Source organism: Levilactobacillus brevis ATCC 14869 = DSM 20054 (assembly GCF_001433855.1).
GTDB lineage: Bacteria > Bacillota > Bacilli > Lactobacillales > Lactobacillaceae > Levilactobacillus > Levilactobacillus brevis.
Genome location: NZ_AZCP01000003.1, coordinates 205551 through 228909 on the forward strand (window position 1 = coordinate 205551; position 23359 = coordinate 228909).

Here is a 23359-nt window from a genome sequence, read left to right on the forward strand (position 1 = left end):
TGAAACATTGCCGTTGATGGAAAGGATTTACGATGCGGATTAATGTCTTGCAACATACACCAAATGAGGGTCCAGGAGCGATTTTAGCTTGGGCCGCAGCTCACGAACATCAAGTATTTATCTATCATCCCTACCAGTTTGGCCAGTTGCCAATGGCAGCAGAAACGGATCTGTTAGTTATCTTGGGTGGGCCCATGAGTCCAAATGATGGGCTGCTTTGGATTAAGCAAGAACGCCAGTTGATCCAAATGCTCTTGGATAAAGACGTGCCAATCTTTGGCGCTTGTTTTGGGGCTCAACAGATTACTAAAACGCTGGGGTATCCGGTAACCAAAGCACCGGTTAAAGAAGTGGGGTGGGCCCCAATTTATCGGCAAACGACGATAGTCCCCGGCCTACCAGAAAAGCTCAATGTGCTACATTGGCACGAAGAAATGTTTGCGATCCCAACTGAGGCGACCTTACTCTTTAGCAGTGATGATGTGGTCAATCAAGGATTTGTTCTTAATCACCGTGTGGTTGGCTTACAGTGTCATTTGGAACCGCAGGCGACGAATGTTCGTGAGATGGTGGTTAACGATTTCCCCTACATTCACGGATCAGTTTTGGGGCAAACAGCGAATGATATTTTAACAACGCCGGTACCTAGAGCCAATCAGACAGCCTTGTTTAACCTGTTAGATTACATGGTGTCAGCCGATCAGTAACTACAACTATATTGATTAAGGAGTCGTTGCGTAGGCAGCGGCTTTTTTAGTTTAGAGGAGTGAAACGAAATGGGTTTAAAGGATCTATATTCCCCCCAATTTCTAACGAATTTGGGTACACAGTTGCATCAGGTAGCGCCGACTTTTGATGTGACACGGTTTTGCCAAGCATGTTTAACTGAAGCGTACTTTAAGCTAGTACATTGAGGCTCTCACAGAGAATGTTAGATTTGAATTCTAAGGCCTGCCAGCTACCTGGCGACGTTTCTGTTTTGAGGGCTTAGATTAGACATGCAGTTGTTGTATTTAATATTCCCGTTATTTTAAATTTAGAATCTTGCCCACATTTGGACATGCGTTCCTTTTTGGCTGAGCCGTATTTGATTCTAGTAGATGTGACCTGGCGTTTAGACATGGGTGCCTCGATTTCTTCACCCTCTAGTGATAAAATTGTCGTATATACTATCAAGGATGGCACAATCACAAACAATTTAACCGGTATTCAAAAATTATTAAGTGAAAATAAAGTCTCAACGTTCGATAACTTGGATCAAATCTTGGGAAAGTTAGCGGTTAAAATTAAAAACGGGACTATCTGGATTGATACGGCTGGTGGGAAGGGCTTCACACTGCACCTTGAACGTGAACACACCGAGGTTAATAAGGTTCAGGTTACTGAAAAATACGAAATTTCTATTACAATCATGTTCCACAAAATTGTTGTAACCACGCCAACTGAGGTGGAAACCAATTATAATAACGCGATTGATACCACCCAAGACATGGATTGGGAAAAGATCGGTATTGTTTCCCTTTGTGTCTTGGGAGGGATACTTATCGTAACTGTCCTTACTGGCACGTTACTAGCGCTGGGGAGTCTTAGTTTAGCCATTTAATTTTGGAGGTTATAAAAATTAATTTTTTTGTAAAAAACTTTAAGCTCTTACTACTGTACGAGATTATTGCGGTTATTCCAGTGGTTGTCATTTTCGTGGAATGGTACAATAACTTGCTCATAAATGAATCACCGTTTGAAGCCTTTTTGGTCTTGCTAGTTCTATTTTGGACTGAAGTAACATCTGCATTAGGTGGCATCTTCCTTTTTATTCTGATAAGTGTACGCTTCAATCGCCGAAAGATTCAGAAAATTATGCGTGCTGCGGATCTTAATCAAATGTTGCATACGAAAACGTTGAAACAATTAGATCAAATTTTATGGGTCCTATCCTTACAAAGAACGCGCATTATTCGTCGCAAAATCAAACAAGAAAGTACCGAGGAAACGCGCGAGCGCTTGATTGGTTTGATTCTGAAAATCCTAAAGTCTGACGAGATGAAAAATAATGCGCCCCACCATTGAGTTACGTTGGTTTATTTTGCCACTTTCGTTGATCCGTTAACTTCCAGGGGTTATCACCAGGTAACAAAGAATTTGCGTGCGAAAAAATGGCCACATTCAAAATAGTAGTATGACTTAACACAAACCAAAATGTCCTAGGACCATCTATTACAATAGATGGTCCTGGGGCATTTTTGATTTAGTAAGGATCATCCAGAAGTGGTGATCGCCTTTGCTCAACAATATTGGGGCCAGACCAAATACTGGATATTGCGGCGGGGGTTGCGAACCCTATTTAAACAAGAAAATCCGGACGTATTGGCGTTACTGGGTTATGACATTACTGTGGCCGAGAAGGTAACGGACGTGACCTTGCAACCAGAGAGTGATGTGGCAGTAATCGGGGGTCTGACAACGGTGACCTATACGGTGCGGGCGCCTGAAACCATGCCGGTTTATTTAGGCTATCGAGTCGACTATGTTCGACAAAATGGCACAACGACAGCGAAAGATTTTTTTGTAAAGCGGACGACTCTGCCAGCCGGCCAGTTATTACAAGGAGTGTTTAGGCTTAAATGGCAGCAGCTGACCACGCGGCGACTGTATCCAGGGGTCCACCGGTTGACGTTGCTGGTGAATACACAGGTGGTGGCAGAGAGTTGGGTAACGTTAAAATAGTTATCAATACTTGGTTTTCTGATTATTAATAATAAAAAGGGAATTAATTATAAGCACAGATGATTGTAAGCGCTTGACAATTTTTGAAAAATGCTTATCTTAGAACTTGAGTACTCAAGTAATCGAATTAAGGGACTGAAAGAAATGGCCATTGATAAACATAGACGAAATAGCAGTATTCGAGCGCAAATTGTTGCGGATATTCAAGCTAGTATTTTAAAGAATATGCAGACCGGCGATAAGCTACCATCAGAAGCGGCCTATGCACGGCAGTATGATGTTACGCGGTCAACCATTCAAAAAGCACTCAAAGATTTGGAAGACTTACAGATGATTGATCGGGTTCAAGGCAAAGGGAGCTTTGTGAAGTTAACGAAACCAAAGATTGATATGTTTAACTTCAAAGGCTTTTCTGACTATGCCTTGCAGTTAGGAGCGACGCCGGTTACCCGGGTCTTAAAGCAAGAGATTGTTGACCATCACTTGATACTGCAGCGATTACGGGGAATCAAAACTAGCGATGAAGTTGTTCAACTGACTTTAGATGAATCACACCTCAATCTGGAGCAGTTTCCGGGGCTAGAACAGACTGACTTTGAGCAGAATTCTTTGTACCAAACGCTACGAAGTCAATTCAAGGTTTATCCAGCGACAGCTAACCTTTTGGTCACACCAATTATGCCAACCGTCGCGCAAGCGGAGCTGTTAGAAGTGGCTGATAGCCAACCGTTACTTCAAGTAACGGGACAAGTACGTACGGCCAATAATGACTTGGTCGAAACAATCAAGATTATTTATAGTGACCAATCTAATTTTAAATTTGTGGTTGGCGTATAAAGCGAAAGGGAGTAGAGAATCAGATGGAACGGACTAAGGATAAAGTATTGGGAACAATTTATGGACAGGCGATTGGGGACGCGATGGGAATGCCCTCAGAACTTTGGCCGGTTGAAAAAATTCGGCAGCAATTTGGCGGTCTAATTACGACCTTTTTAGATGGCCCACAGAATAATGATATTGCTCTGAATTTTACCAAGGGAGAATATACCGATGATACCAACCAGGCCCTAGCAATTTTAGATTCTCTAATTGAAACGAACTGGCAACCGGATCAGCAAAATTTGGTTAAACATATTATGGCTTGGGCGGATGCTGTGGGTGCATGGGATAACAATATCTTGGGGCCAAGTAGCAAGGCGGCATTGAAGGCCATTAAGGCAGGGCAAGACCCGGCACCGGTTACAGCTAAGGCGCTGACGAATGGATCAGGTATGCGGATTGCCCCCATTGGCACGCTGTTTACGCCGGATCAAATCAATGAGTTGGTTCAGATGGTCTATGAGGTTAGTCGCGTGACTCATTCTAGTGACGTTGCAGTGAGTGGTGCCAGTCTTATCGCGGGCGCCGTTACGGCAGCTATGGCCGATTATGAGTGGGATGATATTGTGACTTATGCCTTAAATGCCAATGATTTGGGCTACCAAATGGGTAGTCATACTTGGGCTGCCAAGACTCATGAGCGAGCCCTATTAGGGATTCAATTGGCGCAGCAGTACCCCAATGATGAGCCTAAGTTTAGTCAGGCCATTTATGACCTTGTGGGAACTGGAACGATGATTTCGGAAAGTATTCCGGCAGCATTCGCGATTGCTTACTACGCTCGAGATGTTCAAAAATGTGCCTTACTTTGTGCTAATTTAGGTGGTGATACCGATACGATTGGGGCCATGGCAACCGCTATTTGTGGCGCTAAGACTGGATTTAAAGCTATTGATCCTGCTTGGATTCAGACAATTGATGAAAAAAATCCGCAACACATTATGTCTAACTATGCCGATCAAATTCTTAGTTTTAAAGCGAACTAGCTTTTTGGAGGATTATCATAATGAATAATGAGCTCGTCAAAATTTCGGATGCAGATAAAACATTAACGCCAGGGAAAATTTTCTACAACTGGTTTGCCGCGAATATTGGGATTATGGGATTCGTCTTTGGTGCGATGATTGTTGCTTATCATCTGTCGTTTGCCCAAGCAATTCTCGCTGCTTTTTGTGGCGCGTTGTCCTTTTTAGTGCCAGGATGGGTGGCGATGATTGGTCAACGAGAAGGTGTGACAACCTTTAAGCTGAGCCGGGCGGCCTATGGTACTCGGGGGAATAAAATTCCCAATGCCATCGCTTGGATTAATATGGTGGGGTGGCTTTCGGTTAACGTGATTACGGGGACCATGCTATTAATTTCCATGTACGGTGTTTTAAATATCCCCAAGAACACCGTCACACGGGCCGTTGCTCTGGCTATCTTTGGTGGGTTAGTGCTGCTGTCTGGTTTGTTAAAAGAAGCCACTTTAGCCAAGATTCAAACATGGTTAAGCTATGTCTTTGGCGCGTTAACGGTTGTTATTTTGGTTCTCTTCTTGCTAAAGGCGGATTGGCAGGCCGCTTTTAATCTTCCAGGTGGTCATTGGATTAGCGGTTTCTTGCCAGCTGTCAGCATCGTTGCCGCCGGTTCAGGCATTTCTTGGTCGATGGCAGCCGCCGATTGGGGTGCCTATGTCAAGCCAGAAACTAAACCGCAAGCGACCTTTTGGGGAACAGCCTTGGGTGGCGCAATACCCTTGTTTGTCCTCATGGCCGGTGGTGTTTTGTTAAGTACGATTGAACCGGCTTTGGCGACAACGGGTGATCCGTTTGGCGTAATGTATTCAGCCTTACCAAGCTGGATCGGCGTAATTTATTTTCTGGTAGCTGCTGGGGGTCTAATCCCGCAATGTATTGTATCTTTGCGGTCGGCCCGAATTAACTTGGGGACGATTGGGATTCGTGTTTCACAACGGACTTCCTTAGTTATTCATGGTTTAATTGTAATTTTGATTCCAGTTTACGTTCTCTTTATCTCAGGAAATTTTCTAGCCAACTTCGAATTGTTCTTAAACTTTTTGGGGATTTGTTTGGCTAGTTGGGTTGCCATCTTCCTATGCGATAGTGCGATGTTCAGAAAAAACGGCTATGAGCTGGCGTTATTAGTGCCAGATTCTAAAAAGCACTATAACTGGGGTGGCATTATCTCTTGGGTCATTGCGACGATTACGGGTTTTCTATTTACAAATAATGCAATTTGGAATGGTCCATTTGCCCATGGAATTTTTAGAAATAATAGTCTCGGCGTTTTTATCTCGGCAATTGTTGCGATCATCTGTATGTTTATCGTTAAAATGGTAGCGCATTCAAATGGTGAGGGGGTTATGCATCATGAGTAAGGCTTTAGTGTTGGGCGCCGCTTTTGTTGATGTGGTCGTTAACGTTCCACGATTACCCTTTTCTGGCGGGGATGTTACGGGTGATTTAAAGTCTTATCGAATTGGTGGTTCGGCCTTTAATGTTTATGGCGCCTTACGCTACATGCAGGCATCGGCAGATCTACTGGTGCCAGTGGGTGAAGGCGACTATGCCACGCGCGTTAAACAACATTTAAGCAATCAAGGGATTTCCTTAAAATTACCGGTGACGGGTGCTGATAATGGTTGGGATTTATCGTTAGTGGAGCCCGATGGAGAACGTAGCTTTTTGACAATTAATGGGATTGAACAATGTTGGAAACCACAGTGGTTCCAGCAGGTTCAGCTGGCCGATTATGATTATATCTATGTTAGCGGTTATGAATTAGAGAATTTACGTTCAGCTAAGGTAATCTTAGATGGTCTGCGGCAACGGCGACCGGATGCCCAAATCTTATTTGATACGTCGCCACGAATTGGCGAAATTCCATCAGAAATTTTACAACAAGTGTTAGCGGCGCACGTCATGGTTCATTGTAACGAAGATGAAATTGGAAAGATCATGCCTGACGGTCGCACCGTTGCAGAAAAAGCACACCGTTTATTCGCGTTAACCCAGAGCCCCGTCATGGTGACGCTGGGAGGTCAGGGCACCTATTATGTCGATGGCACGGCAACCGGGCAAGTTCCAGCGCAGAACGTTCCGGTTGTCAACACAATTGGCGCTGGTGACACGCATTGTGGCGGGATTATTGCCGGTTTAATGGCCGGACTAACACTCCCACAAGCTATCAAGCAAGCTAATCAGTTGTCGGCACAAGTGGTTGGTCAGGAAAATGGCAGTCTGTCTTAATTGGTTAGTGGGTCGGGATGAAAATCCCGACCTTATTTTTGTGAAATGCCCTAATTGCTCATCATTTAGGGTATTCTTAACCTAACTAAAGGAGGGGATTGCATGGATATTCAAGAAGGGTACATGCCGTTTAGATCGTATCAGACATATTATCGGGTGGTTGGTGATTTACGGTCACCGTTACCCCCCTTACTGTTATTGCACGGTGGCCCGGGATCGACCCATAACTATTTTGAAGCTTTTGATCAACTAGTAGCGACAACCGGTCGGCCAATTGTGATGTACGATCAATTGGGCTGTGGTCGGTCATCCATACCGACTGATCCCCATCTTTGGCAGGCAGCAACCTGGGTGGCGGAATTACGGGCGTTACGTGCTTATTTGAAACTCGACCGCGTGCACTTATTAGGCCAGTCGTGGGGCGGCATGCTGGCGCTTATTTACTTATGTGACGACCAGCCACAGGGAATTCAGAGTGTGATTTTGGCCAGCACCTTATCCTCGGCTCATTTGTGGGCCCGCGAACAGCATCGCTTGATTCAATTCATGTCAGCGACTGACCAAGCGACCATTCACCAGGCTGAAATGACGGGAGACTTTACAACACCCGCTTACTTGGCAGCTAACGAGCGGTTCATGATCCAGCATGCAACTGGACCGCTTACCGAGCAAACACCAGAATTCTTGCGGCGATCTAAGCGCTTGGGCACAGCCGCTTATACCACGGCTTGGGGGCCTAACGAATATTTTCCCACGGGAACGTTACGGGACTATGATTATACAGCAAAGTTAGCGCAACTACCGTACCCAACGTTAGTGACCAGCGGTGTCAATGATCTCTGCACACCATTGGTGGCTAAGACGATGGTTGACCAGTTGCCTCACGCCGAATGGACCTTATTTCCGCACAGTCGGCATATGGCCTTTATTGATGAGCCGGCCGCTTATCAAGCGCGACTGACTCAGTGGCTAGCCGCTCATGACGAGGTGACTAATGATTGAAGTGACGTTTGATCCAACGCTAGCGAATACACTGGCCCAATCCATGAAATTAACAGCTATTGCCTTACCCTTAGACTTGCAGATTGGTGATTTAACGCGTTTAACTGATGCCAAAAATTCATATTGGAGACTTAAGGCGCGCTATACCAAATCGGGCGGTGCCTCCGCTGAGTTTGCCGCCGTTACAACGAGTCAACAGCGATTGCAACGGATGTTAGCCACTGGCACCACCTTGCGGGTATGGACCTCTGCCAATCCGGCTGATCAGTTGGGGTGGGGGTGGTTATGCAGTCAGTTAGTTCAAGCACAATTTATGGGGGTTGTTCAGCGGATTCAGATTCCTTTAAGTGGTCCCGTGATGACTGAAATGGGCCCGGTCTTTATGCAAAATTTAACCATTGGGGAGCTGGACGAGCCGGCGCTGGAACATGACTTAGCGACGGCCAAGGTGGTAACAGCAGCGGATTGGGTAGCCTTTAGTTATCACTGGCAAGCCTGCTATGAAGACAATGCGGCGTTACGGTTAACGCTTGGTGGACGGGTGGTTGGCGTGCCACAGGACTTTTTAGATCCGTTGGTGCGAACCTGCTATCGACCCGAGCAATCCACGGCGCAGACTTTAGGTCGGATATTGGCCAATTATCCAATTGGCATGCCGAATTGGTGGTGGCAGTATCGCATTGACCAGATTGCCAAGGCGTCAGTCAGGTGATTGTTTCATGTGAAACAAGTGGGTAATATGGGTGGAATTTTTCATCGAAAAAAGCGATACCTCAATGTGGGCATCGCTTTTTTGTTAGTGGTTAAGGATTTACTTTGTTAAATTGTCGTAGATTAGGAATTGTCAGCATCACGGTGAAACTGACTAGATAGAGGATGGACAGAAACGCCATAACGATATTCAGAGTATAGTGATCCATCAGCCAGCCAATGGCGACAGAGGAGAAGCCACCGATGGCCCGACCAACGTTAACAATTAGGTTATTGGCGGTGGAACGAATTTCCGTGGGGTAAAGCCGGCTGATGACCGCACCATAACCGCCAAACATGCCGTTGGAGAAGAAGCCAATAATCGCGCCAGCTAGAATGAGAGTTGCCTGATTGACGGCCAGCGTGATGCTAAAGACCGCGATGGCTGAGGCTAACAAGAAGATACCGAAAGCCCGGCGCGGACCGAAATAATCCAGAATACTGCCGAAGGTTAGCATGCCAATGCTCATGCCGATAATGGTGGCAATCATCCAGACGGAAGACCCGGCGACCGTTAAGCCTAGCTTTTGTTGCATAATTGCTGGCAGCCAATTCATCAGGCCAAAGTATCCGGCAATCTGCACGACGACCATCAACATCAGCGCCAGTGTTTGATAAGCCAGGCGAGGGGTGTTGAAGAGACGCCGTAATTGAATGGGGGTGTGGTCAGCTGCTTGTTTAGCCGTTAAAAATTCAGGACTTTCGTGTAAATGACGTCGGATGAAATAGGTTAAACCGACCGGCAATAAACCGAAGAGAAACAGGGCCTGCCAACCGAAAACGGGGATGATTAAGGCAGCGGCTACAGCGGCCAGGATGGCGCCAACTTGGCCACCAACAGCGGCCAGTGAGGTCATTTTGCCAATTTTATTGCGGGCAAAGCTTTCGGCGATTAATGTAATCCCCACGCCGTATTCACCACCGGCCCCTACGCCAGCTAGAAACCGGAAGATATAAATGAGCGTGATGTTGTTGGCCAAACACATTGCGGCCGTGGCAAAGGCGAAAATGAAGATGGTATGGGAGAAGGTGCGGACACGACCATAGCGATCGGCAATGATCCCAAACAAAAGGCCACCCGCTAGCATTCCCAGATTGGTAATCGACGAAATCAAACCAGCCTGAGCACCGCTAATATGTAAGTCGGCGATGATTGAGGAGAGCGCGAAGGAGAGAAACATAACATCCATGTTTTCCAAGGCGAATCCAGCTGAGGTTGAAGCGATTGTCCATTTCTGGTTCTTACTGAACGTGTGGTCGTGTAACGAGGTTTCCATATTCAATTCCTCCAAAATGAATGTTCACTGACATTCGTTATTTTTGCCGTTCTCACGGAACGTTGTTAGTATTGTGGCATGAATATCCGGGAAAAGCAACCATTAATCAAGATATTAAAAATATTATACGGCTTGACGCTATCGTCTAGTTACGCTACACTCAATAACAATCAAACTTTAATTTAGCCCTGTGAGACTAAAAAGGTGAACGGAAATGGCCCTCAGTAGATGAGTGGGTCTATAGCCGGTTAGCCTAATACGGGGCTAACCGGCTTTTTTTGAAGAAAGGTGAAGATGGATGCGACCGATTATTGTGGCATTAGACGTGCCGACGCAACAGCAGGCCCTGGCATTGGTCGATCAATTGGCTAATGAGAACGACTTGATGGTCAAGGTTGGTATGGAGCTTTTTTATGCGGCGGGCCCGACGATAGTAACAGCTTTACGTCAACGTGGGGTAGCGGTTTTTTTGGATTTGAAGCTCTACGATATTCCCCATACTGTTGAACGGGCAATGTGCCAACTAGGGCGTCAAGAATTGGCTTTGGTCACGATTCATGCGAGCGGCGGCTCGGCAATGATCCGTGCGGCTAAACGAGGATTGGCACAGGGCGCTGCGATTGCGGGAGTTGCCCCAGCCAAATTGTTGGCCATTACGCAGTTGACCTCAACATCGGAGGTGCAGATGCAGGCTGAGCAATTAGTAACCGTTGATTTGCCCACTGTCGTTACCCATTTAGCCCGCTTAGCGCAACGGGCCGGTGCCGATGGTGTGGTATCTTCGGCACTGGAAACCCCGCTAGTACACGCAGCGACAACGGCTGACTTTTTGAGTATTACGCCAGGAATCCGGTTAGCCCAGGATCGAGCTGACGACCAACAACGGATTGTCACACCGGCCGAGGCTGTTGAGTTGGGCAGTGATGGCATTGTTGTGGGGCGTTCGATTACGCAAGCCAGTAATCCAGTTGTCGCTTATCACCAAATCTTACAGGAATGGGAGTCGACATGCAGATGATACCAGCAGAACAAATTGCGACAGATTTACTAACCATTGGAGCGGTGACGCTAGCACCTAATCATCCCTTCTTGTGGGCAAGTGGGATGCAAGCCCCAATCTATACGGATAATCGGCGAACAATTGCTTTTCCACAAGTGAGAACACATATCGCCGATGGCCTAGCAAACCTGATTAAACACCGTTATCCAACGACCACGGTGATTAGTGGGGTGGCAACGGCGGGAATTCCCCATGCCGCATTAGTCGCAGATCGATTAAGTTTACCCATGAGTTATGTACGTGCTAAACCCAAAGATCATGGCAAGGGTAAGCAAATTGAAGGCCAAATGACGGCTAGTGATCGGGTGGTTCTGATTGATGATTTAATCTCAACCGGAGGAAGTGTTTTAGCCGCTGCTAAAGCCGTTCGCAAGGCCGGCGCCACAGTGCTAGGCGTGGTTGCTATTTTTTCTTATGAATTACCAGATAGTGTGGTGAACTTTCAGCAGGCGGGGCTGGCCCTGACGCCACTAACAACGTACAGTACACTGATTACAGTAGCGCAGCAGCAAGCCAAAATAACGGCACCAGAAATGGCGTCCTTGCGGCAGTGGCGTGAAGATCCGTGGGGCTGGATGTCCGTTTGATTGCGGTGAATTGACTCATTAACAGTTATTTCTGATACACAAACACCAGGCGCTCTGAGGTTGAGTGCGATGCATCAAACCGGTAGTCGGGATGATCAAAGTCTTTTACGGCATCAATGGTGGTGACTTGGTTTTCAGCTAGGTAACGTACCATCGCGCCCCGAGCCATTTTAGCCAACGTGGCTTTGGTCTTTAGCTTGCCGTTTACCAGACTGGCAAAAACTACGGTGATAAAGGGCTGATTAGGCTGCAGATAAGGGGTAATGGCCTTGGCATATTCCTGAGAGGCCAGATTGATAATTGGTTCCGTGGGTGCTACTAGAGCGTGATAGAGGCGATCACCCCAGAAAGCATATAAGTTAGTCGCTTCACCCACTGACAATCGGGCTTGCATTTCCAATCGATAGGGAACAATACCATCAAAAGGTCGTAGCAGACCATAAAACCCAGATAGAATCCGGAGATTGTGGCGAACGTAATCTAAAGCAGGTGCCGTAAAGAGATCCGGTGCCATGTATTGGTACTGAAGGCCACGGTAGCTTAAGAGGGCGGGGGTAACTTGACGAGTTAAATCCATCTGATGGAGCCAATCGAAGTTGCGTTGAGCCAGCTTGTCACTACAATGCCATAACTGCTGCGCTTCTGGGTAAGTGAGTTGCCGTAGAACTTCTAGTAGTTGTTGGGCTTGTGATTGAAATTGGGGCTGGGTTTCGGGTGCAAAGTTGTCGAGATCCACGGCCATTTGCTTGGCCGGCGCAATAATCATTTTCATAAATCCACGTCGTTTCTTTCAGAGTTGTTCCTATCGTAGCATATTAAAAAGCCAGTCACACTTTTCGATATTGAGAAAGTGTGGCTGACTTTTTGATTAATGCTGTCCAGGGGCGACATCACTATGATTAGCGGGTGTTGGATTCAGAGGAAATTCATCATCCGTAGGCACGTTCGTGGCGTTGAGCGGAGCATCTGACTTGTGTAGGGTGACGGTCCCATATGGCGGAACGGTGACCAATTGCCAATTAGCGCCGTTACCGTTAATGGTGACGGCGGCCTGAATCGGTTGGGCGGTTGGGTTGTAAAGGTATGCGGCAATGTCGCCAGCGGTTCCTAAAAAGGCCACAGAGCCTAGCCCACCCGTATAGCCATCACGGGTATAGTTGGTGGAACCAATGACGGTTGCGCCCACGCTAACATCCTGACCGAAGTTTCGCAGCATGAAGTATTCCAGGTTACGCTGGACTTTCCCGGTCGTATGGTCAATGGTGACGACACCTTCTCGCCCAGTGGAGTCCGCAGCGTTGGGCAGACCTCGTTCATCGAGCGCTAGGTTCCACAAGGTAATCATACTGAGACCGTTGTGAACTAACCAGTTACCGATAATCCCAAACATAATATGAGCGGCTTCTTCAGGCGTGTCGGTCATCATGCATCGACGTTCAGTCATGATCGTGGACCAATTGGGATAAGCACGGTTGGCGTGATAGAGGTTGTCATAGGGGCCCGAGTAGGTGTGAACGGCCAGTCCGTCAAATGCGGCGGCCTGCTCTGGGGTGACTTCCGCCGTAATCGGCTTGGTCAACGCATGAAAACTATCATCTAATAGGTAAAGTTTGGTATCGGGGAAACTATGATTTAATGCCGGGCGAAGATAACGGTAACCAAAGTCAGCTAGCTGGGGAACCGTCCAAATCATAGCTGGCCAGTGAGCGGCGTTCGACGGTTCATTTTGAATGGTGAGCCCATAGATGGGGATGCCCAGTTTTTGATAGGCCTCAATATACCGAATAAAGTACTGGGCATAAATATATTCGAAACGATTTTCCTCGGTATAGCCATTGCCAGTGAATTCGCCAAACCGCAGATGACCACCATGGGTCAAATGACCTGTGTTTTTCATCCATGCAGGGGCGGACCATGGTGAAGCAATGACTTTCACGGCCGGATTAATGGCCAAGATCTCTTGTAGGACGGGGACGATGTGTTTTAAATCTTTGGTGGCATCTGGTGCGCCTGGCTGACCAGTACCGATGGAGAACTGTTCCAGCTTCTGATCGTGCTCACCATACGGGACGTCATCGTAGGTATAAAAATCTTGGCTTTGAAAATCGCAAGATCCTAGAGGCACCCGCACGCTAGAAAAGCCGCCTTGCTCGGGATCAAATAGTTCAGTTAACAGGGCATGCCGTTGTTCAGCGCTCATGACGGACCATAAGAGATACGCAGCTGAGTCCGTAATAGCAGCTCCGCCACCTAACCATGGTTGATGACGGTCGGCGGGGTCAATGATAATTTTTACGGCCGCTGCGCTAGTCGATTGATAATCGGGTGTTGCTAGCGGTGTGCGGCGCTGCGTTAGATCGCCGGAAGTGGCGGTCCAGAATTCATGTTGGAACTTCTTCATAAATAAAGCCTCCAGTCAGTAAGGATGTATAACTCTAGCGTAACCGTTTTCTTAAAAGCTGTCCATAGCGAATGCTGTGGTAAATTTGTCCTAATGGAAAGTGGTGACTGATTGTGAGCGCGTACTAATCATGATAAGCTTGGTCGTAAGAATATGATGGAAAAGCTTGGGGGAAACCGGTGTGGCACAATCACAAGTATTTCAGGCTATCGAATCAACCGTTTATCTATATGGTGGGCATTTTCAACAGAATTTTCCCAATTGGCATTATCCGCAAGAACAACATCAATTATTTGAAATGGTTGTGGTATTGCAGGGAACGGAGACCGTATTTATGGGAACACGGCGGTGCGTATTATCTGCGGGGGAAGCCATGATTATCACTCCTGAAACCGCGCATGAAAGTTTTAATTTCTGTGGTAATCGGCTACGCTTCTTCTGTTTTCACTTTAGTGTCGGCGATTTGGCGTTGAAAACGCAAATTATTCAAAATTTGGGAAATACGGTATTAGCTGCTGATACGCCGTTAGCGCAGGCCGCCCAGCGGTTGATTCAACGGTTTAGTGCGTTACAAGCAGCCCAACAACAGCCGGACTGGACGCTGAATATGGAAATTGCTTTTTTGCAGTTCATGGCGGTTGTTAGTCAAGCACCCCGAGTCGTTGCACCGGTGGCACAATTACCAGAACAGCAGGTCATCTTGGCGCAAAAAATGGCGACGTTATTATTTCAGAAGGGGCCGCGACCGCAGTCATTTCAAGCCGTTTGTGCAGCGCTTAATTTTAGTACGACGTATGGTCATACTGTTTTTAAGCGCGTGTATGGGATTACGCCAAGTACCTACACGAAAGAACGACGTTTCAGCCGTGCCAAGGTGTTGTTAGAGATTGGTGAAAAATCAATGGCCGAAATTGCGGTAGACCTAGCCTTTAGCAGTCAAGCCAGCTTTAGCAAGCAATTTAAGTTGTGGTCGGGAATGACGCCCAGTGATTTTCGACAAACCCAGCGGCGGCATCAGTCACAAGCTAACTACTTGAACCAGTGAGTCGGTGGCCAATCGCTGTATTTTACTTGACACAGTTGACTGGTCGTTTGAAAATATAAATGACAGAATAAAAAACACGGTCTGGTTGGTAGTCCAGGCGCGGCCAAAAGCCGTCAGTAACCTGCCTCCTTGGTTGTCCCTATTTTGTTAGTCATTTTAGGGAGGTGTTAGTTTGGTGATTCATAGCAAGCTAACAGTATTTTTTGATCAAGCGTTCTATCGGGGCGTGTTCGAACAATGGACGCCAACCGGCTATCAGGTGGCGCGAGTGACCTTTGGGACTCAACCCCCATCTGCCCCACAACTGCAACAAGTGATTTGGCAGCGGTGGCCGACTTTGCAATGGACGGCTCCGACGAGGGTCGTGGTGAGTGAGACCCATCATCGGGTCAAACAACGCCAACGTGCTGCCCAGCGTGAGCTTAAGCAACACGGGGCCCGACAACGGGCAACCGTGTTGCTTAAGACAGAGCATCGCCAAAACTTGCAGTTGAAAAAACAACGGCAGCGTCAAGCGCGGGTTCAGCATGCCGCGGTGGTTCGTCAAAAACAGCAGGCTAAGCGGCTGGCTAAACGTCGCGGGCATTGATAAAAAATACCAGCATAGGGCCTGGGACTGACTAAAGTCTCGGGCTCTTTTTGCGTTTCCAAATATTGGGGGTCGAAATGTGCGTCAGTTAACCGCCCTTTGCCCCACTCTCAGATAGCGTGAGCATATTCATTGATCCAAGATTAATTAATAAGTTATACTGATTTAACAGATAGATGATTAACAAATCAGATTGAAAGGAGTGACGGCAATGTTTGGATGGTTATGGTCATTAATCGTTGGTGCAATTATTGGTGCTATCGCGGGAGCAATTACGAATCGTGGTGCGTCAATGGGTTGGATTGCCAACATTTTAGCAGGGCTGATAGGTTCCTGGTTAGGGCAAAGCTTACTGGGAAGTTGGGGACCGTCACTGGCCGGGATGGCTTTAGTGCCTTCAATCCTGGGTGCGATTATTTTAGTCTTAATCGTGTCGGCAGTTATGGGTTCTCGTCATAAATAAGGAGGATACTGGTATGAAAAATCTTGTATTGGGTATTAGCTTAGCAACGAACGTAGCCTTGGCATATTTGTTATTGCAGGACAAAGATCAATTAAAGGAACTGCAATCGCGCGCCGACAATGCTGCTGATAAGGTAGCTGGTAAAGCCGAACAAATCAAAGGGGCCATTACCGGTGACACTGGCGATAAGCTGAAAGGCAACTGGGACGAAGGCAAAGGCGAAGCAAAGGACCTCGTTGATGATGTCCGTAAAGATTTTGAGGCTGGGTCTGAAGAATAAAATGAGTGAAAACCATCATGTCCCTCTATCAGGGCATGATGGTTTTTTAGTGATCAATCTCGGAGCTTAAACCGCAAGACGTTCCAAGATAGTGGTTGTAATTTAGTGTTCGCATGATGGGTGTCAGTCCTAGCAGGCAATGGTTGTAGCTGCATATGACCATCGCGATTATCAGCTTTGACATCGTAACCGTAAAATTGCGTGGCATCAAGTAGCCGATCAATCATCAGCTCGCCGAAATTAAGCTCAAAGTCAAGCGTTTCTGTTTGGTGTTTATTTTCGGCAAAGACGGTGACGGTCTGGGTAGCCGCGTCATAGGTGGTGACGGTATCCAGATAAGCCACATCGGTGAACTCACGGGAATTGTAGGTGGATGATGTGCTGTGATCGGTGAGGACGACCCCTTGACCGTAGTTGGCCACCTGCATAAATGGATAGAAGATGGATTGCCGCCAGATACCACCATTTTCATCCGTCATGATGGGCGCAATCACGTTAACGAGTTGTGCCAAACAAGCGATCTTGACGCGATCAGCATTGCGCAAGAGGGTCATGAGGAGACTGCCAATTAATAGCGCGTCTTCGAAATTATAGATATCCTCTAAGAGATGGGGGCCGACTTGCCATGGGGTAACCTGGGTATCAGCGTCGTTGGAATGATACCAGACATTCCATTCGTCAAAGGATAAGTTAATCGTCTTAGTTGACCGTTTACGGGCCTTAACGGCATCGCACATAGCAACGACGCCCTTGATAAAGTCATCTAAGTCATGATTTTTACCTAAGAAATTATCTAGTTCGGTTGGGTCGTCATCATTGTAGTAGCCGTAGTAACGATGGAGCGACAGGTAATCGACGTTATCGTAGCAAGCATCAAGGACGGTTTCTTCCCAATTACCAAAGGTGGGATTGTCCATTGACGAGCTGCCACAGGCGACCAGTTCCAGAGTGTCATCAACGCGACGCATGGCCTTAGCGGTCTCGTTAGCCAAGTGGGCATATTCGCCTGCCGATTTCGCACCAATTTCCCATGGCCCGTCCATTTCATTACCCAAACACCACGTTTTAATGGCAAAGGGGTGCTCAGCACCATTCTGGCGACGAAGATCACTTAAATAAGTGCCTTTAGGAAAATTACAATATTCGACTAAGTCAGCAGCCGCTTGAATTCCCCGAGTGCCGAGATTGACGGCCATATTGGGGACAGCATTGACTTTATCTGCCCAACGCATAAACTCGTGAAGGCCAAACTGGTTGGTTTCGAGTTCCCGCCAAGCCAAGTCCAACCGGACGGGGCGCTGGCTTTTGGGACCAATGCCATCCTCCCATCGATATTGCGAAAGAAAGTTCCCACCAGGATAGCGAATGAGCGGTACGTTCAGAGTTTTTACGGCATCAATGACATCGGTCCGGAAGCCATCTGAGTCGGCGGTGGGATGATCAGGTTGATAGATACCGGTGTAAACGGCACGTCCTAATTGCTCGATAAAGGAGCCATATAGCCGGCGGTCGATTGGGGCGACAACGTCTTGGATTTGAATCTTTGTAGAACCTTGCATGCGTTTGACCTCCATAATGATAACGCTTACTTAAAAAGTTACCTTTACTATAACGAAGGAAATCTTTAGTGAACATGGGAGATTTCACTGGGAATTTATAATTTTTATCCCAGTTTAGACGATGCAGGCGTGTGTTAAACTGGGTGAGGAATACGGAAATTTTTACATAAAAGGATGGGGTATTTTGAAAAAAATTGCACCACTATTTGTCGGCTTGGGTGCCATTAGCTTTGGAATCCCGGCGTCGTTATTTAAAATCGCCCGGCATGAGGGGGTAGTGAACGGACCACTGTTATTCTGGTCATTTCTGAGTGCGGTGATTATCTTAGGCATCATTCACGTTGCGCGCCATCACTGGTTGCGTGACCAACAAACCAGTTGGCGTCAGATAGTGTTGGTGATGGCTGCGGGGACGGCGTCTGGATTTACGAATACGTTTTATATTCAGTCGTTAAAATTAATTCCGGTAGCGGCTGCGGCCGTCATGCTGATGCAAGCGGTCTGGCTGTCAGTTCTGTTGGGAGCCGTGATTCATCGGCGGTTACCCTCTCGATTACAGGTCGTTAGCATTATCTTAGTGTTAGTGGGGACGGTTTTAGCCGCGGGATTATTTCCCATTACGCAAGCATTATCCCCATTAGGCTTATTCTTTAGCTTTTTAGCAGCCTGTGCGTATGCTTGTACCATGCAGTTTACGGCGAGTCTGGGTAATAATCTGGATGCGTTGAGTAAGACTTGGTTGTTGTGCATCGGGGCGTTTTTGTTGATTTCGATCGTTTGGGGGCCCCAGATTATGACGGCTCCGGTAACGGGGGCGACTATTAAGTGGGGCGTACTCATTGCTTTATTTTCAATGGTCTTTCCACTGGTGGCCTATTCCATCTTTATGCCGTACCTAGAGTTGGGAATTGGTCCGATCTTGTCATCATTAGAGTTGCCGTCGTCGATCGTGGTGGCATTTATATTGCTAGGGGAAACGGTCAGTTGGGCCCAGATTGCTGGCGTGGCGGTGATTATTTTTGCGGTCATTTTACCGAATGTTTGGGGTGTTTGGCACCAGCGACAATTGGAGTAAAATTAACATCATCGAAAAACCGGCACTGTCAGGGCATAAACGCCTGGCAGGGCCGGTTTTATTGAAGTTTCATTGATGAATGAGGGCGAGTGAAATGAGTAAAAAAATTTGGACAATCATGACGCCGAGGACACCACCAAAGTAACGAGAAAAGTGGTGATCACGGTGCCACAGCCAACCTAACACAATGGCTAGGACGATTAAACCGGTGGCGAAAAGAATCAGTAATTTAAGTTTGACATCAAAATCGGTTGAGAGCATGCGTCACGCTTCCTTCGTTTGACAATTATACTTATTATACCAGATTGAAGTTAGTTGGATTCAATCATCAGCGCCATCCCCATGCCACCGCCAATACACATTGAGGCGACACCTAAGTGAGTGCCACTGTGCAGGAGTTCATAGAGTAAGGTGACTACAATGCGGGTCCCAGAAGCACCTAGTGGATGACCCAAAGCAATGGCCCCGCCATTAACGTTTAGGCGGTCATCAGGAAGTGCCAGTGCCTGACCAACCGCGACGGATTGGGCGGCAAAGGCTTCATTTAATTCAAAACGATCAATGTCACTGACGGATCGCTGGGTTTTGGTTAAGAGTTGTTGGATTGCTGTGACGGGGGCGTAGCCCATGATGGCCGGGTCAATGCCGACTTCTTGGTAGCCACGGAGCGTTGCGAGATACGCAATACCGGCGGCTCGGGCGGTTGATTTTTTCATGAGAATCATGGCAGCGGCCCCATCGTTTAAGCCAGCGGCATTGCCGGCAGTAACGGTGCCAGCGGATTTAAAAGCAGGCCGGAGTGCGGCAAGTTGTTCACGTGAAGTTGTGGTGCGCACGGCTTCATCGGTCGTTAACGTGGTGGTGCCTAAGGAGACGGGAACGATCTCGTCGGCAAAACGATTGGCTTGTTGTGCAGCGGTTGCCCGCCGTTGGGAACGAAGTGCGAAAGCATCTTGATCAGCACGGCTAATATGAAATTGAGCTGCAACGTTTTCAGCGGTGATGCCCATGGGGATGTCAGTGAAGGCGTCGGTCAAGCCGTCATGGGCTAGACTATCAGTGAGCGTAATATCACCAAATTTATGACCCCAACGGGTTTGCGGCGTGAGATAAGGGGCATTGCTCATGCTTTCGGTGCCACCGACTAGAACAATGTCGGCATCACCCATGAGGATGGCGCTTTGGCCCAAACGGATGGCTTTTAGGCTGGAGCCACAAACCTGATTAATGGTCATCGCGGTGCTAGTGACGGGAAGACCAGCGTTAAGTTCAATTTGTCGGGCAATGTTTTGCCCTTGACCAGCCTGTAAGACTGAACCAAAGATGGTCTGCTGAATTGTGGCGGGGTCTAACCCACTGCGGGTAATCGCGGCTTTGGCAGCGATAGTACCTAATTGCTCGGCGCTTAAGCCCCTTAAACTTTTACCAAATTTGCCAATGGGGGTGCGTGCCGCACTGACAATAACAACTTCTTCTGCCATGTTGACTCTCCTTTACGATAGGGTTCCGAACCTTTAATATAACTGACTTTTTGGGATTTGTCTTGGGTTTGGCTTGATTGATGAGGGGAATTTGGATTTTCTTAAAGAACGGGGATAGCCTAGAAACACTTTATTATTAATAATAAACTTTAAATTTTAATAATAAATAAAGTGGATTTTAATGCTTGCATTTAAAAAATATTCATGATAGAGTGTAGCCAACATCAAAAAACGAATAAGAAATCTTTCAAACGAAGTAGTGACTTATCTGAGGGTTCAGAGAATTGGCGGTTGGTGCAAGCCATGCAGGGTAAGCTTAACGAAATACGAAAGGTGTTTCTTCGGGGTATCTCCACGTTATTGGGGATTAAAGTGCAGCGGACTTAGGTCCCTGAAGCTGGGTGGTACCGCGCTAAGGCGTCCCTTCTATTTTAGTATAGAAAGGACGCCTTTTTTGATGTTAAAAATCATAGGAGGTTTTAGTTATGGAGAAGCAAAATGTTAATTTAGGATTGTCGGATGATCGGTTACATTGCCCAGAATGCGGCGATATTGTCTTCAAAAAGTTGCCGGGAACGACAGATATTGAGTGTATGAATTGTGGTCATAAAATGCCAGAGTTAACGAAATTAACCCACGCATAAATAAGTATTACAGATCAAAATTACTGTCAATATTTGATGGGAGGAATGAGTATGCAGGAAACGAATCGTGTCATAAAAACTAAAGAGGACCACCCCATACGCGCTAAGGTAATTAGTGGAGCAGTTGCAGTTTTTATGTTGTTGCCATTAATTATAACTTTAATTAAATTTGATTGGCAGAAGATGAACGTTGTTCCATTACTAATAATAGTCGGCATGATGGTGGCAATTATTACTGGCGTTTGGCGCCTTAGTCAGCAATTAATTACTGTAATTAGAGAGGGTGGGGATAGTGACTTCCGCGAAAGATAGCGAGTATGCTATTATAGCGTTAACTTGGCGTCATATGGTCGAATCTCCATATGGCGTTTTTAGTTTGGATTAATTAAACTTTACATAAGGCTTAGTCACTGGATGTCTGGCTAAATTAAAATTTGGAGGGACCAGAATTATGATTGATTTAAGAGATCGAGATATTATGTCGTCAATGGAAGCAGCTAAACGGTGGATGAAAGCGGATGATTATGTTCGTCAAGTTTATCGTAAAACACCGGAGCGCTTTCCCGCTGGGACAATTCGAAAATTTGGGAAACAATTAGTTGTTACACGAAAAGGAACGGAAGTTGTAACAGGGGAAACCGAGATTGAAGCAAAACAATTTGCCAGCATTCGACAAGATCCTAATATTCGTGACCTCTAATGAGATTAAAATAATTTGAGTTTATTTTTAACGTATTTTTGAAGCTAGGATTGTGGGACCACCTCTTGACAACGCTTTCACTGTTGGCTATCTTGTGATTGTTTGGCGGCAATAAATTAGAACTAAACCGCTAGATGAGTTTTGGTGCTTAGTGAAAGGGGAACAAGCTGATGAATATTATTGATGAACTAACCTGGCGTGGTGCAATTAATCAACAGACCGATGCTGAAGGGCTAAAAAAGTTAACGTCTGAGAAGAAAATATCGTTGTATTGTGGAGTTGATCCAACGGGCGACAGTATGCACATTGGGCATTTGATTCCATTTATGATGATGAAGCGCTTTGAATTAGCCGGGCATCACCCCTATATTTTGATTGGTGGTGCGACTGGGAGTATTGGTGATCCCAGTGGTCGAAAGACGGAGCGTCAATTACAAACCATGGATAAAGTGCAGCATAATGTTAAAGCCTTGTCGCGACAGATGCAGCGGCTATTCGGTGGGGATTCAAATGTGACGATGGTAAATAACTATGATTGGTTATCTAAAATTTCTCTTTTGGATTTTTTGCGGGACTATGGGAAATTAGTTAATATCAATACCATGTTGGCTAAGGATATTGTTGCCAGTCGTCTAGATACTGGCATTTCATTTACGGAGTTTACGTACCAAATTCTGCAGTCAGTGGATTTCTTGACGCTGCATAACGATCATAATATTCAGTTGCAGATTGGTGGAGCTGACCAATGGGGAAACATTACTGCTGGAATTGATTTAATTCATAAAATTAAAGGGGCCGACGAAGCCGTTTATGGGTTAACGATTCCACTTATGTTAAAGGCAGATGGAACCAAATTTGGCAAAACAGCTGGCGGTGCGATCTGGTTAGATGCTGATAAGACGTCACCGTATGAATTTTATCAATTTTGGTTGAATCAGGATGACCGGGATGTTATTCGCTACTTGAAATTTTTCACATTTTTGGGGCAGGATGAGATTAATCAGTTAGCAGCCACTGTTGAGGATGAACCAGAAAAGCGATTGGCCCAGCGACGTTTGGCAGAGGAAGTCACCCGTTTTGTTCACGGCGAGGAAGCTTTGGAGTCAGCGCAGCACATTTCGGAAATTCTATTCTCGGGAGATATTCAAAGGTTGACACTTACTGAAGTTCAAGAAGCATTTGAAAAGGTGCCAAATGTTTCGATTAATTCCGAACCAACTAACATTGTTGAGCTGTTAACCGAAACAGCGATTGAACCTTCACGGCGGCAAGCACGTGAGGATATCACTAATGGTGCGATTACGATTAATGGTGAACGCTGTACGAATACGGACGCACAATTGAATCCTAAAACGAATTTCTCTGGTAAGTTTATGGTTATCCGACGGGGGAAGAAAAATTATTTCTTAGCAAAAGTAAAAGATTAGAGAAAAATTAATTTTTATTAATGTAATACCCGTTAGCGGGTCTGATAGTCGTATCAGGACCGCTTTTCGTATCTTAAAAGGTCCTAATAAAGCAATAATAAGCCGAACAGTTTCTCTAATTTTAATAAAATACCCTTTACAGGGTATTTGTGAAAGCGTATTCTC

27 protein-coding genes are annotated in these 23359 nt (G+C 46.4%); 21 read left to right on the forward strand and 6 right to left on the reverse strand.

What is annotated here, in order from left to right:
• Positions 1-32: 32 nt before the first annotated feature.
• From FC61_RS06740 to FC61_RS06785, 10 genes are all read left to right on the forward strand, one after another.
• Complete coding sequence (locus FC61_RS06740; RefSeq protein WP_021742113.1) at positions 33-707, forward strand: type 1 glutamine amidotransferase; 675 nt, start codon at positions 33-35, stop codon at positions 705-707.
• 365 nt (positions 708-1072) lie between these two features.
• On the forward strand, positions 1073-1603 hold the full coding sequence (locus tag FC61_RS06745) for a hypothetical protein (protein WP_035464787.1): 531 nt from the start codon (positions 1073-1075) through the stop codon (positions 1601-1603).
• 95 nt (positions 1604-1698) lie between these two features.
• Positions 1699-2067, forward strand: a complete 369-nt coding sequence (locus FC61_RS06750; RefSeq protein ID WP_128491954.1) for a hypothetical protein — start codon at positions 1699-1701, stop codon at positions 2065-2067.
• Positions 2068-2265: 198 nt separating this feature from the next.
• Entirely contained in the window at positions 2266-2724 is a 459-nt protein-coding gene (locus tag FC61_RS06755) for a hypothetical protein (RefSeq protein ID WP_021742108.1), read from the forward strand.
• 144 nt (positions 2725-2868) lie between these two features.
• The gene (locus tag FC61_RS06760) at positions 2869-3561 is read left to right on the forward strand and encodes a GntR family transcriptional regulator (RefSeq protein WP_035464785.1); all 693 of its coding nucleotides are present in this window, start codon (positions 2869-2871) and stop codon (positions 3559-3561) included.
• Between the two features lie 23 nt (positions 3562-3584).
• A complete protein-coding gene (locus FC61_RS06765; RefSeq protein ID WP_015474550.1) occupies positions 3585-4589 on the forward strand; it encodes an ADP-ribosylglycohydrolase family protein in 1005 nt (334 codons plus the stop codon).
• A gap of 20 nt (positions 4590-4609) precedes the next feature.
• Positions 4610-5983 carry a purine-cytosine permease family protein gene (locus FC61_RS06770; protein WP_021742106.1) on the forward strand — a complete coding sequence of 458 codons (1374 nt, stop codon included), beginning with the start codon at positions 4610-4612 and terminating at the stop codon, positions 5981-5983.
• On the forward strand, positions 5976-6854 hold the full coding sequence (locus tag FC61_RS06775) for a PfkB family carbohydrate kinase (RefSeq protein ID WP_021742105.1): 879 nt from the start codon (positions 5976-5978) through the stop codon (positions 6852-6854). Before FC61_RS06770 ends, FC61_RS06775 begins: the two co-directional genes overlap by 8 nt.
• 102 nt (positions 6855-6956) lie before the next feature.
• The gene (pepI, locus tag FC61_RS06780) at positions 6957-7856 is read left to right on the forward strand and encodes a proline iminopeptidase (protein WP_021742104.1); all 900 of its coding nucleotides are present in this window, start codon (positions 6957-6959) and stop codon (positions 7854-7856) included.
• Positions 7849-8568 (forward strand): DUF3658 domain-containing protein, encoded by a 720-nt coding sequence (locus tag FC61_RS06785; RefSeq protein WP_021742103.1) that lies wholly within the window; start codon positions 7849-7851, stop codon positions 8566-8568. The genes pepI and FC61_RS06785 overlap by 8 nt, the downstream gene beginning before the upstream one ends.
• A 91-nt stretch (positions 8569-8659) precedes the next feature.
• Here FC61_RS06785 and FC61_RS06790 read toward each other — a convergent pair whose 3' ends face one another.
• On the reverse strand, positions 8660-9883 hold the full coding sequence (locus tag FC61_RS06790) for an MFS transporter (protein ID WP_021742102.1): 1224 nt from the start codon (positions 9881-9883) through the stop codon (positions 8660-8662).
• 298 nt (positions 9884-10181) lie between these two features.
• Here FC61_RS06790 and pyrF point away from each other — a divergent pair, with 298 nt between their 5' ends.
• Both pyrF and pyrE read left to right on the forward strand, forming a co-directional pair.
• A complete protein-coding gene (gene pyrF, locus FC61_RS06795; RefSeq protein WP_021742100.1) occupies positions 10182-10901 on the forward strand; it encodes an orotidine-5'-phosphate decarboxylase in 720 nt (239 codons plus the stop codon).
• A complete protein-coding gene (pyrE, locus tag FC61_RS06800) occupies positions 10898-11530 on the forward strand; it encodes an orotate phosphoribosyltransferase (protein WP_035464783.1) in 633 nt (210 codons plus the stop codon). The genes pyrF and pyrE overlap by 4 nt, the downstream gene beginning before the upstream one ends.
• A 25-nt stretch (positions 11531-11555) precedes the next feature.
• Here pyrE and yaaA read toward each other — a convergent pair whose 3' ends face one another.
• Together yaaA and FC61_RS06810 are read right to left on the reverse strand one after the other, a co-directional pair.
• Positions 11556-12302: a peroxide stress protein YaaA gene (gene yaaA / locus FC61_RS06805; RefSeq protein ID WP_021742098.1), complete on the reverse strand. Its 747-nt coding sequence runs from the start codon at positions 12300-12302 to the stop codon at positions 11556-11558.
• Positions 12303-12398: 96 nt separating this feature from the next.
• On the reverse strand, positions 12399-13931 hold the full coding sequence (locus FC61_RS06810; RefSeq protein WP_021742097.1) for a glycoside hydrolase family 30 protein: 1533 nt from the start codon (positions 13929-13931) through the stop codon (positions 12399-12401).
• A gap of 181 nt (positions 13932-14112) precedes the next feature.
• Between FC61_RS06810 and FC61_RS06815 the strand changes: the two genes are divergently transcribed.
• The 4 genes from FC61_RS06815 (at position 14113) to FC61_RS06830 (ending at position 16308) form a co-directional block, all read left to right on the forward strand.
• Complete coding sequence (locus FC61_RS06815) at positions 14113-14976, forward strand: AraC family transcriptional regulator (protein ID WP_024526120.1); 864 nt, start codon at positions 14113-14115, stop codon at positions 14974-14976.
• 172 nt (positions 14977-15148) lie between these two features.
• Entirely contained in the window at positions 15149-15565 is a 417-nt protein-coding gene (locus tag FC61_RS06820) for a YjdF family protein (RefSeq protein ID WP_035464780.1), read from the forward strand.
• A 211-nt stretch (positions 15566-15776) separates the two neighbouring features.
• A complete protein-coding gene (locus FC61_RS06825) occupies positions 15777-16028 on the forward strand; it encodes a GlsB/YeaQ/YmgE family stress response membrane protein (protein ID WP_011668794.1) in 252 nt (83 codons plus the stop codon).
• Positions 16029-16041: 13 nt separating this feature from the next.
• Positions 16042-16308 carry a CsbD family protein gene (locus tag FC61_RS06830; protein WP_011668793.1) on the forward strand — a complete coding sequence of 89 codons (267 nt, stop codon included), beginning with the start codon at positions 16042-16044 and terminating at the stop codon, positions 16306-16308.
• A gap of 53 nt (positions 16309-16361) precedes the next feature.
• Here FC61_RS06830 and arfA read toward each other — a convergent pair whose 3' ends face one another.
• Positions 16362-17867: an arabinosylfuranosidase ArfA gene (arfA, locus tag FC61_RS06835; RefSeq protein WP_035464778.1), complete on the reverse strand. Its 1506-nt coding sequence runs from the start codon at positions 17865-17867 to the stop codon at positions 16362-16364.
• Positions 17868-18051: 184 nt separating this feature from the next.
• Here arfA and FC61_RS06840 point away from each other — a divergent pair, with 184 nt between their 5' ends.
• Positions 18052-18942, forward strand: a complete 891-nt coding sequence (locus tag FC61_RS06840) for an EamA family transporter (RefSeq protein ID WP_035464776.1) — start codon at positions 18052-18054, stop codon at positions 18940-18942.
• 69 nt (positions 18943-19011) lie between these two features.
• Here the strand turns inward: FC61_RS06840 and FC61_RS06845 are convergent, their stop codons facing one another.
• Positions 19012-19203 (reverse strand): hypothetical protein, encoded by a 192-nt coding sequence (locus FC61_RS06845; protein ID WP_011668790.1) that lies wholly within the window; start codon positions 19201-19203, stop codon positions 19012-19014.
• Between the two features lie 50 nt (positions 19204-19253).
• Entirely contained in the window at positions 19254-20423 is a 1170-nt protein-coding gene (locus tag FC61_RS06850; protein WP_039106341.1) for a thiolase family protein, read from the reverse strand.
• Positions 20424-20908: 485 nt separating this feature from the next.
• On the opposite strand from FC61_RS06850, the gene FC61_RS12400 reads away from it, so the two are divergent.
• The 4 genes from FC61_RS12400 (at position 20909) to tyrS (ending at position 23194) form a co-directional block, all read left to right on the forward strand.
• Positions 20909-21067 carry a hypothetical protein gene (locus tag FC61_RS12400; protein WP_021742088.1) on the forward strand — a complete coding sequence of 53 codons (159 nt, stop codon included), beginning with the start codon at positions 20909-20911 and terminating at the stop codon, positions 21065-21067.
• 51 nt (positions 21068-21118) lie between these two features.
• The gene (locus FC61_RS06855) at positions 21119-21379 is read left to right on the forward strand and encodes a hypothetical protein (protein WP_035464774.1); all 261 of its coding nucleotides are present in this window, start codon (positions 21119-21121) and stop codon (positions 21377-21379) included.
• Positions 21380-21518: 139 nt separating this feature from the next.
• Positions 21519-21767 (forward strand): helix-turn-helix domain-containing protein, encoded by a 249-nt coding sequence (locus FC61_RS06860; protein WP_021742086.1) that lies wholly within the window; start codon positions 21519-21521, stop codon positions 21765-21767.
• 170 nt (positions 21768-21937) lie between these two features.
• Positions 21938-23194, forward strand: a complete 1257-nt coding sequence (gene tyrS, locus FC61_RS06865) for a tyrosine--tRNA ligase (RefSeq protein ID WP_021742085.1) — start codon at positions 21938-21940, stop codon at positions 23192-23194.
• Positions 23195-23359 lie beyond the last annotated feature (165 nt).

Excerpts from the sequence above, each read along its gene's own strand:
- arfA (WP_035464778.1), bottom strand. The coding sequence starts at position 17,867 with ATGCAAGGTTCTACAAAGATTCAAATCCAAGACGTTGTCGCCCCAATC.
- FC61_RS06860 (WP_021742086.1), top strand. The coding sequence starts at position 21,519 with ATGATTGATTTAAGAGATCGAGATATTATGTCGTCAATGGAAGCAGCT.
- tyrS (WP_021742085.1), top strand. The coding sequence starts at position 21,938 with ATGAATATTATTGATGAACTAACCTGGCGTGGTGCAATTAATCAACAG.
- FC61_RS06855 (WP_035464774.1), top strand. The coding sequence starts at position 21,119 with ATGCAGGAAACGAATCGTGTCATAAAAACTAAAGAGGACCACCCCATA.
- FC61_RS06775 (WP_021742105.1), top strand. The coding sequence starts at position 5,976 with ATGAGTAAGGCTTTAGTGTTGGGCGCCGCTTTTGTTGATGTGGTCGTT.
- FC61_RS06785 (WP_021742103.1), top strand. The coding sequence starts at position 7,849 with ATGATTGAAGTGACGTTTGATCCAACGCTAGCGAATACACTGGCCCAA.
- FC61_RS06790 (WP_021742102.1), bottom strand. The coding sequence starts at position 9,883 with ATGGAAACCTCGTTACACGACCACACGTTCAGTAAGAACCAGAAATGG.
- FC61_RS06810 (WP_021742097.1), bottom strand. The coding sequence starts at position 13,931 with ATGAAGAAGTTCCAACATGAATTCTGGACCGCCACTTCCGGCGATCTA.
- FC61_RS06850 (WP_039106341.1), bottom strand. The coding sequence starts at position 20,423 with ATGGCAGAAGAAGTTGTTATTGTCAGTGCGGCACGCACCCCCATTGGC.
- pepI (WP_021742104.1), top strand. The coding sequence starts at position 6,957 with ATGGATATTCAAGAAGGGTACATGCCGTTTAGATCGTATCAGACATAT.
- pyrF (WP_021742100.1), top strand. The coding sequence starts at position 10,182 with ATGCGACCGATTATTGTGGCATTAGACGTGCCGACGCAACAGCAGGCC.
- FC61_RS06740 (WP_021742113.1), top strand. The coding sequence starts at position 33 with ATGCGGATTAATGTCTTGCAACATACACCAAATGAGGGTCCAGGAGCG.
- FC61_RS06770 (WP_021742106.1), top strand. The coding sequence starts at position 4,610 with ATGAATAATGAGCTCGTCAAAATTTCGGATGCAGATAAAACATTAACG.
- FC61_RS06765 (WP_015474550.1), top strand. The coding sequence starts at position 3,585 with ATGGAACGGACTAAGGATAAAGTATTGGGAACAATTTATGGACAGGCG.
- FC61_RS06845 (WP_011668790.1), bottom strand. The coding sequence starts at position 19,203 with ATGCTCTCAACCGATTTTGATGTCAAACTTAAATTACTGATTCTTTTC.
- yaaA (WP_021742098.1), bottom strand. The coding sequence starts at position 12,302 with ATGAAAATGATTATTGCGCCGGCCAAGCAAATGGCCGTGGATCTCGAC.
- FC61_RS12400 (WP_021742088.1), top strand. The coding sequence starts at position 20,909 with ATGGAGAAGCAAAATGTTAATTTAGGATTGTCGGATGATCGGTTACAT.
- FC61_RS06825 (WP_011668794.1), top strand. The coding sequence starts at position 15,777 with ATGTTTGGATGGTTATGGTCATTAATCGTTGGTGCAATTATTGGTGCT.
- FC61_RS06760 (WP_035464785.1), top strand. The coding sequence starts at position 2,869 with ATGGCCATTGATAAACATAGACGAAATAGCAGTATTCGAGCGCAAATT.
- FC61_RS06830 (WP_011668793.1), top strand. The coding sequence starts at position 16,042 with ATGAAAAATCTTGTATTGGGTATTAGCTTAGCAACGAACGTAGCCTTG.
- pyrE (WP_035464783.1), top strand. The coding sequence starts at position 10,898 with ATGATACCAGCAGAACAAATTGCGACAGATTTACTAACCATTGGAGCG.